Annotated in this window: 6 protein-coding genes; 3 read left to right on the forward strand and 3 right to left on the reverse strand. The window is 73.5% G+C overall.

Features of this window, described 5'->3' with window-relative positions; translation table 11 throughout:
- Positions 1-73: 73 nt before the first annotated feature.
- The gene (locus AC1DUE_RS17530; protein WP_477040695.1) at positions 74-1,909 is read left to right on the forward strand and encodes a M48 family metalloprotease; all 1,836 of its coding nucleotides are present in this window, start codon (positions 74-76) and stop codon (positions 1,907-1,909) included.
- 2 nt (positions 1,910-1,911) lie between these two features.
- Here the strand turns inward: AC1DUE_RS17530 and pheA are convergent, their stop codons facing one another.
- Entirely contained in the window at positions 1,912-2,859 is a 948-nt protein-coding gene (gene pheA, locus AC1DUE_RS17535) for a prephenate dehydratase (RefSeq protein WP_477040696.1), read from the reverse strand.
- 125 nt (positions 2,860-2,984) lie between these two features.
- Here pheA and AC1DUE_RS17540 point away from each other — a divergent pair, with 125 nt between their 5' ends.
- Entirely contained in the window at positions 2,985-5,399 is a 2,415-nt protein-coding gene (locus tag AC1DUE_RS17540) for a hypothetical protein (protein WP_477040697.1), read from the forward strand.
- A 176-nt stretch (positions 5,400-5,575) separates the two neighbouring features.
- Here the strand turns inward: AC1DUE_RS17540 and AC1DUE_RS17545 are convergent, their stop codons facing one another.
- Positions 5,576-6,322 carry a glycosyltransferase family 2 protein gene (locus tag AC1DUE_RS17545; RefSeq protein ID WP_477040702.1) on the reverse strand — a complete coding sequence of 249 codons (747 nt, stop codon included), beginning with the start codon at positions 6,320-6,322 and terminating at the stop codon, positions 5,576-5,578.
- A gap of 347 nt (positions 6,323-6,669) precedes the next feature.
- Positions 6,670-7,494 carry a DUF5926 family protein gene (locus tag AC1DUE_RS17550; RefSeq protein ID WP_477040698.1) on the reverse strand — a complete coding sequence of 275 codons (825 nt, stop codon included), beginning with the start codon at positions 7,492-7,494 and terminating at the stop codon, positions 6,670-6,672.
- Positions 7,495-7,747: 253 nt separating this feature from the next.
- Here AC1DUE_RS17550 and pgm point away from each other — a divergent pair, with 253 nt between their 5' ends.
- Positions 7,748-9,421: a phosphoglucomutase (alpha-D-glucose-1,6-bisphosphate-dependent) gene (gene pgm / locus AC1DUE_RS17555; RefSeq protein WP_477040699.1), complete on the forward strand. Its 1,674-nt coding sequence runs from the start codon at positions 7,748-7,750 to the stop codon at positions 9,419-9,421.
- The last annotated feature ends 150 nt before the right edge of the window (positions 9,422-9,571 follow it).

Below are 9,571 nucleotides of genomic sequence, written 5' to 3' on the forward strand. Positions count from 1 at the left end.
CCCGGGTCGGCGTGTGTCGCTACGCTCCGCCGCACAGGTCCGCGCACAGCGGCCGATCAGGGGGGCACTCTTCATGACCACGACGCTGCGCGCCGCGACCGCGGTCGTCATGCTCGCCGGCTTCTACCTCGTCGCGTTCGGCCTGCTCGGCCTGATGGTCTGGTGGAGCCTGTGGTTCTTCCGGAACGACGAGGAGGTCAACGGCTCCAAGCTGGCGATCGCCGCAGTGTTCGTCGCGATCTCGATCGTCATCGCGCTCTGGAAGGTGGCCCGCGCACGCCCCGAGGCACCGACGGGCCCGACGCTCTCGGAGTCAGACGCCCCGACGCTCTGGGCCACCGTGCGCGAGCTCGCCACCGTCGCCGACACGCGCGTCCCCGACGAGATCCGCCTCGCGCCCGACGTGAACGCCGCGGTGTCGGAGGAGACCCGCCTCCTGGGCCTCGTCGGCGGACGGAGAACGCTCTACCTGGGCATCCCGCTCGTCCAGGTCCTCGACGTCGGGCAGCTGCGGTCGGTCATCGCGCACGAGCTCGGGCACTACTCGCGCAGCCACACGCGCCTCGGCCCGCTCACGTACCGAGGACGGCAGGCCATCGGCGCCACGGTCGAGCAGCTCGAGGGCAACCTCGTCGGCATCGTCCTGAAGCAGTACGCCAAGCTCTACCTGGTCGTCGGGGCGGCGGTGAACCGTCGCCAGGAGCTCGAGGCGGACCAGCTCTCCGTGCAGGTGGCGGGCCGGGCGACGGCCCAGAGCGCCCTGCGCGAGATCCCGTTGGCCGACGCCGCATGGAACTTCTACCTCGGCAGCTACGTCGACATGGGCTGGGAGACGGGGTACGCGCCGACGGCAGAGGCGTTCTTCGGCGGCTTCGGCGAGCTCCTCGTCGGCCGCGCCGACGAGCTCGAGACCATGCGCGCCGACGCACCGCCCGCAGAGCAGTCCCGCTGGGACTCCCACCCGTCGATCGCGGCGCGCGTCGCGGCGATGGAGACCATGCCGGATCCCGCACCGCTGCGGGACTCCCGGCCCGCCACGGCGCTGGTCGACAACTTCGACCGGCACGCGGCGGCCGTCGCGCGGCACGTGCTCAAGGTCGAGAACCGCACCCAGCTCGAGTGGTCCGAGCTCACGGCCCGCGCGCTCGCCGAGGAGCGGCAGCGGACGGTCGATGTCGTCTTCCGTGGTGCCGCGCGCGTCGCGGGTGAGCCACGGGGCAGCCTCGCCACGCTCCTCGACGTCGTCGAGTCCGGGCAGCAGGTCGCCCTGGGAGCGGAGATCGGCGTCGACGACCTGACGGACGCGCTGCGGGTCGCGATCAGCGGCTCGCTGGTGACCTCGGGCGCCGCGCACTGGCAGCACTCGTGGAGTGGCCCCGCGACACTCGCGGACGCCGCCGGTGCGGAGATCGACGTCGCCCCGCTGGTCGCCCTGGCCGCCGACCCCGCCACCGTGCCGACGGCCCGGATGCGGCTGGGCGAGCTCGGAGTCGACGTCGACTCCGTGGTCCAGGTGGCCGAGAAGGCGACCGCCCACGGCGGCGAGGTCGTCGGCGGCATCGCGAGCATGAAGGTGGACGGAGCAAAGCTGGACGTTCTGGTGCTCGACAACGGCCTGCTCCTGGTGCCCATCCCCGCCGGCAAGTCAGGGTCGGGCAAGGACCGCATGATCACGGTGCTGCGGTCGGGCACCGTCGTGCAGCTCGCTGCGTACCACCGGTTCGTGCCGTTCGACGAGCTCGCGACGGCGGTCGTGCACAAGGAGATTCCGGTGAAGCTGAGTCTCGAGTTCCGTGACGGCAGCACCATGGAGCTCCAGGAGGCGTGGACCGGCGACACGCTCAGCAAGGACAGCGGCAAGCAGCTCATCGCCCACGTGCGGGCCTACGCCGCCCGACCCGTCGGCTGACCTCAGGTCGTCGTGCCCTCCCGCAGGGCGTTCAGCCAGGCGCGGGCGCCGACGAAGTCCTCGTCGGCGGTGCCCAGGTGCACGGTCGGCGCGACGGCGTCCGCGCGCGGGTAGGAGCCGAGGAACAGCACGTACGGGCACCGGCGACGCAGCCCCATGACGGCCTCGCCGACGCGCTCGTCGGTGATGTGACCCTCCGCGTCGATGGAGAACGAGTACCGGCCGAGCGAGTCGCCGATCGGGCGCGACTCGATCCGGGAGAGGTTCACGCCCCGGACCGCGAACTGCTCGAGCATCGCGAGCAGGGCGCCGGCCTCGTTGTCGGGCAGGTGCACGACGAGCGTCGTCTTGTCGGCACCCGTGGGCGGCGGCACCGTCCCGGGGCGTCCGACGACGACGAACCGGGTCTGCGCGGACGGGTTGTCGGCGATGTGCTCGGCCAGCGGCACCAGGCCGTACGAGTCGACGGCTGCCGGAGGCACCAGGGCGGCGTCGAAGCTCAGCGACGTCTCGCCCGACGCGATCAGGGCCGCGGGCGCGGTGTTGGAGGTCGCCGGTACGTGCACGACGCCCGGCAGGTGTGCGGTGAGCCAGTGCCGGGTCTGGACCCAGGCGTGCGGGTGCGCGGAGATCCGGCGCACGTCCGCGAGCGCGACGCCCGGCGCGGCCGCGAGCGTGAACTGCACCGGGACCAGCACCTCGCGCAGGATCACCAGCGGGGTGCCGGCCGCCAGGCTGTCGAGAGTGGCGGTGACCCCGCCCTCGACCGTGCTCTCGATCGCCACGACGGCGAAGTCGGCGGCGCCCGTGCGTACGGCCTCGATCGCGGAGGCGACGTCGGACACCGGCAGGTCGATGCACTCGTCGGCGGCGACCACCTGGCGCAGGGCGGCCTCGGTGAACGTGCCGGCCGGCCCGAGGTAGGCGTACCGCGGCAGCGCGTCCGTCATGAGTCGTCCTCCGTCTTCGTCGGCGCATGTCGACGCATGTCGACGCCGTGCAGATGTGGTGCACGCTGCATCGATACGACACTGCTGCGCCCGGGTCGAGGGTAGTGCGCCCGTAGGCTGGAACGGTGCCGACCCCTGTCCTCCTGCGCGCGCCGCTGTGGCGTCGACTCACGGGTCGGCTGCTGCCCGCACTGGTGCTCGTCCTTGTCGCCGGTGTCGCTGCCCTGACGTTCGCGACGCCCGCGCAGGCGGCCCCGGCACCGTCGCCGTCGGCAACGGCCACCGAGCCCGCCACCCCCGTCCTGCTCGTTGGCGTGACCGGCCTGCGCTGGGACGACGTCACCACGCTGACGACGCCCGCGCTGTGGAACCTGTCGCGCGAGGGGGCCATCGGGCTGGTGGCCGCCCGGAGCGTGGCCGCGAGGTCCTGCCCGGTCGACGGGTGGCTCGTCGTCTCGACCGGCACGCGCGCCGCGGACGCACCCGCTGCCGACCGCACCTGCCGCACGCTGCGCGGCCCGGCTGCCGACGGCGTCGTGCCCGGCTGGACGGACTACGTCGACGCCGCCGCGAACGAGTCGTACGGCGCCGAGCCCGGGATGCTCGGCGACGTCCTGTCCGCCGCCGGCACGCCGGTCACGGGCCTGGGTCCGGGCGCCGCGATCGCGCTGGCCGACAGCACGGGTCACGTCGTGGGTACCCACGCGGGCGTCCCCACGACCGCGTCGGGGATCACCCGGGCGGTCCGCGACGCGCTGTCGGCCTCCACCCTCGTCGTCCTGGACGGCGGCTCGATCCGGGACCCTGGCTTCGCCACCACCAGCCGGCCGGAGCCCGCGGCCACGGAGCAGCCGCTGCCCGAGCTGCCCGGCGTCGTCGAGCCCGAGCCCGAGGTCACCGGTCCCGACGCGATCACCGAGCCCACGCGCGCGTCGCAGGTGCAGGCGATGGACGACCGGATCGGCGCCGCGCTGATCGGCGCGCGCAAGTCCGGGGCGACCGTGCTCGTCGTGTCGCTGGCGGACTCCGGCCGCGCGACGCTGCAGCTCGCCGCCGCCACGGGCACCGCGCCGAACGGCGCCGAGTACTCCGAGGACCTGCTGACCTCGGGCTCCACCCGGCAGAAGGGGCTCGTGCAGTCCGTCGACGTCACCCCGACGCTCCTCGACGGCATCGGGCTCGACGACGCCGCGGCCGCCCTGACCGGCGCCGAGATGCTGCCCACGTCCGGCCCGGCCACCGCGACCGGCCGGCTCGCGTACCTCATCGACATGCAGCGGCACGCGTCCCTCATCGGCCGGCTGAGCGCCGCGTACTCGACCCGACTCGTGCTGGTCCAGGCGGTCCTGTTCCTCGCCGCGGCCGTGATCCTGACCCGCAAGGGCCGGTCGGACAAGGCACCGCTGCGCCCCGCGCTGCGGGTGCTCTGGGTCGGCGCGGTGGCCCTCGCCGCCGCGCCCGTCGCGTCGTTCCTGACCAACGTGGTGCCCTGGTGGCGCTCCGACCGACCCGTCACCTCGTTCTGGTGGACGCTGATCGGCTGGATCGCGCTGATCACCGTCGCGGCCCTCGTCGGACCCTGGCGCAAGAACCTCCTGGGCCCCGCGGGTCTCGTCTCCGGCGTCACGGTCGCAGTGCTCGTGATCGACGCCTGCACGGGGTCGACGCTCGTCATCGACTCACCGATGGGCGCGCACCGGCTGCTCGCCGCGCGGTTCTACGGGATGAGCAACCAGGCGTTCGCGCTGCTCACGGCTGGCGGGCTGCTGCTGGCGGTCGCGGTCGCGGACCCGCTGCTGAGGCGTGGCCGGCGACGGCTCGCCACCTGGTTCGTCGCGCTGCTGGGTCTGCTGCTCGTCGTCGTCGACGGAACGCCCGGCCTGGGCAGCGACTTCGGCGGCCCGCCCGCGCTGATCCTCGCCTTCGCGATGCTGACGATCGTCGTCAGCGGCCGGAAGGTGAACTGGAAGACGCTGGCCCTGATCGCCGTGGTCGGCGTCGCGGTCGTCGCCGGCTTCGCGGTCCTCGACTGGCTGCGGCCGCCCGAGGCCCGCACGCACCTCGGCCGGTTCTTCGCCACGGTGCTCGACGGCGGGCTCTGGGACGTCGTCGGCCGCAAGATCTCCGTCAACCTGCGCGTGCTGACGTCGTGGCGCTACCTCGTGCTGGCGATCGGCGGCGTGGCCCTGACCTGGCTCGTGATCGCCGGCGGGCGCCCACGTCGCGGTTCGCTGATGGGTACCGGCGGCTCCATGGCCGGGCTGCGTCAGGCCGTCCCGTTGCTGCGGCCCGCGGTCGCCGCGATCGCTGCCGCCCTGGGCGTCGGGTTCCTCATGAACGACTCCGGCATCGTCGTCCCGGCCACCGGCATCGCGCTCGCCGTGCCCTGCCTCGTCGCCGCCGCGGCCCAGTGGCGGCTGGGCGCTCCGGAGGGCACGGTTCCCGACGAGGTCACGGCGCCACCCTCGGAGCCCGCGCCACCGGAGCCGACGCCCGCCGATCCGGCACCCGTCGCGCCGGCACCCGCGCCCGCACCCTGACCCGACGACCGCGCCCCTGCCTGCGGACGCTCACTTCACCCAACGTCCGCGTCTGTGTGCCCTATGGCAACCACATGTGCGGACGTTGAGCTCGCTTCCCAGCAACGTCCGCGCACGTGTGGCCTATAGCGGCCACGTGTGCGGACGTTGCGGGTCTCGTGGGCCGGTGGCGCGGGTCAGCGGTGGGTCTGCGGGGGGCGCGGGCTCGGGGTGACGGTGCGCTTCACGGCACCGGCGGCGCGGCGTACCCGACGCGCGTTCACGGCGAGCTGGACGTCGCGGTACTGCGCGGCGCGGTGCACCTGACCCTTGAAGTCGCTCCCCGACGGTCGGTGCCGCAGCTCGCACGGCACCTCGATCACGCGGAAGCCCGCGCGCAGCAGGTCGATCGTCATGCCGGTCTCGACGCCCCACCCGCGGGCCAGCGGCGTCGCCGCCTCGAACGCCGCGCGGGTCAGGCAACGCATGCCCGACAGGGGCTGCGTCGGGGTCCACCCCGTCATCGACGCGATCGCGCGCCTGGCGGCACCGACGACGATCCCCTTGCCGCCCGCGCCCGGCTGCGGGGGCAGCAGCGCGATCGCCAGGTCGGCGTGACCCTCGAACACCGGCGGGACCAGCGGCGCCGTGTTGACGGCCGTCTCGCCCAGGTCGCCGTCGATGAAGAGCAGGATGCGCGGCTGGCGGTCGGGGGCGTCCCGCATCGCGACGACCGCCGCGCCCGTCTCCATGGCCGCCGCCTTGCCGCGGTTGTGCGAGTGCCGGACGACCACCGCACCGGCCTCACGGGCCACGTGCTGGGTGTCGTCCTCCGAGCCGTCGTCGACGACGAGGACCAGGTCGACGTGCGGGATCGCGCGCGCCGAGCGGACCGTCGCGGCGATCCGTCGCGACTCGTCCTTCGCCGGGATGATCACCGCCACGCGCTGGCGGGCCTTGTGCGCCGCCGCCTTGCGCGCGTCGGTCGCGGCCTTGCGGGCGTCGCTGACGGGCGGCGAGGTGGGCTGCGTGGGCGCGTCGGCGGAGACGTCGATGGCTGCGTCGGCCGGGGTTTCCTGGGGTACGTCGGCCGAGGTCACCGGAGCGTCTGGCTCGCCGTCGGCGGCTGCACCTATCGCGGCCTCGGCCGTTGTCTCGGCCCGCACGGCGTCTTCCGCCTTTGCTTCAGCGGAGCTACCGCCCTTGCGCGTCACACGCCTCACCCTATCCACCGTTGCCGGTCGGGGCCGGACCCTGGGCGCCGGGTCGGGCGCCCGTTCACTCGCTGGAGTCAGCGCAGCGTGACCTGGCGGGCGACGAGGCCGGCGCGGGCCCGGCGCGCGTTCGCGTCCAGGGGCGTGGTGTCGGCGATCGCGGCCAGGAACTTGTCCTTGAACGCCGCCAGCGGCGCCTCGACGTCCTCGGCCTCGGAGCCCTTGGCCAGCTCCCACACCGGGACGACGAGCCCGCTGGAGCGGAAGTAGCCGACGAACTTGGCACCCTCGAACCCGGACTCGCGGGCGCCGTGCAGACGCGCGAGACCGTCCAGGACCACCTGCTCCTCGAGCGGCTGCGCCCAGCGCAGGAACTCGCGGGCGCCCATCCGGCACCAGTACGCGGCCTCGGCGGCATCGAGCTTCTTGGTGTCGATGATGCCGGCGTCGGCCTCCTCGATCGCGGCCACCAGGTCCGGCGTGCGCTCGGTCTCGGGGTCGAGCCAGTAGCCGAACGACTCCTCGATGGTGACGACGAACGGCACGGAGAGGTCGAGCACGTCCTGCAGACGCGGGCCGGGCTCGGGCAGACCGATCGTCTCGACGGCAGTGCCGGGCTCGGAGTCGATGGCCTCGAGCAGCGCGTGCGCCAGGTCGCGGCTGGTGTCGCCCGAGCTGCTGACGGTCTGCAGGGCCAGCAGGATCGTGCCGTCGGCGCGGTGCAGCGCCGGCCAGCTCGTGGGCAGGACCGTCGTGATCAGCACGTCGACGGCGCCGTGCTCCTTGGTGGTGCGCGCGGTGGCGGTCGCCGCCGGGACGAGCTCCTTCAGCGCGACCCAGTCGGGCTCACCGGGGAGCCCCTCGAACGGGCGCAGCACGAAGTTCGTCGAGTTCTTGACCATGCGCACCAGGCTACCGGCGCCGTCCGTGTCGACCGAACGGTCGCCGCTGGCCTCGTCGTCCCGGACGTCCGAGCAGATGTCGGTCAGGACCCACTTCTGCTCGGACGCTGCAGCCTGCCGTCGCGACGTCCGCGCAGATGTGGGTCGGGGACGACTTCTGCTCGGACGGCTGGACGGGTGTCGAGCGGTCCACCGCCGACGAAATCGCAGGTCGAGGGGTGCGCACGCCCCGCGCGTGGGGGAGTATCGGGGCATGGACCCGCGCGCCGGAACACTCGCCCAGCCGTCCGACCTCGTCGACCTGGACGCCCTCGTCGGCGCGTACTACGACCGAGAGCCCGACCTGGACGATCCGGCCCAGCGCGTGGCGTTCGGCACGAGCGGGCACCGCGGCTCGGCGCTGGACACCGCGTTCAACGAGGCGCACATCGTCGCGATCACGGCGGCGATCGTCGAGTACCGGCGCGGCCAGGGCACCGACGGCCCGCTGTTCATCGGCCGCGACACGCACGCCCTGTCCGCGCCCGCGTGGAAGTCGGCGCTCGAGGTGCTCGCGGCCGCAGGCGTCGAGGTGCACATCGACGCGCGCGACTCCTTCACGCCGACGCCCGCGGTCTCCCACGCGATCCTGCGGCACAACGGCGCGGGCACGTCCGAGGGCGTACGGACCCAGGGGCCCGGGCTGGCCGACGGCATCGTCGTGACCCCGTCGCACAACCCGCCCCGCGACGGCGGCTTCAAGTACAACCCGCCGCACGGCGGACCGGCCGGCTCCGACGCGACCGGCTGGATCGCGGACCGCGCCAACGAGATCCTCAGCACGGGGTACCGCAACGTCCGGCGTGTCTCGATCAGCCAGGCGCTCGCGGCCGACACGACCCTGCGGCACGACTTCCTCTCGTCGTACGTCGCAGACCTGGCCAACGTCATCGACGTCGAGGCGATCCGGACCTCGGGCGTGCGGATCGGCGCGGACCCGCTGGGCGGTGCGTCGGTGGAGTACTGGGGCGCGATCGGCGAGCACTACGGCCTGGACCTGACGGTCGTGAACCCGACGGTCGACCCGCGCTGGGCGTTCATGACGCTCGACTGGGACGGCAAGATCCGGATGGACTGCTCGTCGCCGTACGCGATGGCCTCGCTGGTCACGCGGATGGCGGGCGACCCGGCGCCGTTCGACGTCGCGACCGGCAACGACGCCGACTCCGACCGGCACGGCATCGTCACGGCCGACGGGCTGATGAACCCGAACCACTACCTCGCGGTGGCCATCAACTACCTCTACGGCGGCGCGCGCCCCGGCTGGCAGGCCGGCACCGCGATCGGCAAGACCCTCGTCTCGTCGAGCCTGATCGACCGGGTCGCAGGCAAGCTCGGCGCGCGGCTGCTCGAGGTCCCCGTCGGGTTCAAGTGGTTCGTGCCCGGCCTTGTCGACGGGTCCGTCGGGTTCGGCGGCGAGGAGTCCGCGGGTGCGTCGTTCCTGCGCACGGACGGCACCGTGTGGACCACCGACAAGGACGGCATGCTGCCCGCGCTGCTGGCCTCGGAGATCCTCGCGACGACCGGTCGCTCCCCCTCCGAGCACCACCGCGACCTCGTCGCCGAGTTCGGCGAGTCCTGGTACGCCCGGGTCGACGCCGTCGCGTCCCGTGAGGAGAAGGCCACCCTGGCGGCCCTCACCCCGTCGCAGGTCACCGCGACCACGCTGGCCGGCGAGGAGATCACGGCCCGGCTGACCGAGGCGCCGGGCAACGGCGCGTCCATCGGCGGCCTGAAGGTCACGACGCAGAACGCGTGGTTCGCCGCCCGGCCGTCCGGCACCGAGGACGTCTACAAGATCTACGCCGAGTCGTTCGTCTCCGCCGAGCACCTGGCCCAGGTCCAGGCCGAGGCGAAGGACGTGGTCTCGGCGGCCCTCGGCGCGTAGCCCCGTCGTCGAGATCGACCCCGCGCCGCGAGATCGGCACGTCACGCACGCGATCTCGCGGCACAGGGTCGATCTCGTAGAGCGCGCGAACGCGGCAGCTCGTCTCGGAGGCAGCAGCTCCTGCTGCCGCGTGGGTGACGAGCTGCCGCG

This window comes from Cellulomonas sp. P4_A2, from assembly GCF_056402515.1.

Coding starts and splice junctions, on each gene's coding strand:
- AC1DUE_RS17530 (WP_477040695.1), top strand. CDS start 74: ATGACCACGACGCTGCGCGCCGCGACCGCGGTCGTCATGCTCGCCGGC.
- pheA (WP_477040696.1), bottom strand. CDS start 2,859: ATGACGGACGCGCTGCCGCGGTACGCCTACCTCGGGCCGGCCGGCACG.
- AC1DUE_RS17550 (WP_477040698.1), bottom strand. CDS start 7,494: ATGGTCAAGAACTCGACGAACTTCGTGCTGCGCCCGTTCGAGGGGCTC.
- pgm (WP_477040699.1), top strand. CDS start 7,748: ATGGACCCGCGCGCCGGAACACTCGCCCAGCCGTCCGACCTCGTCGAC.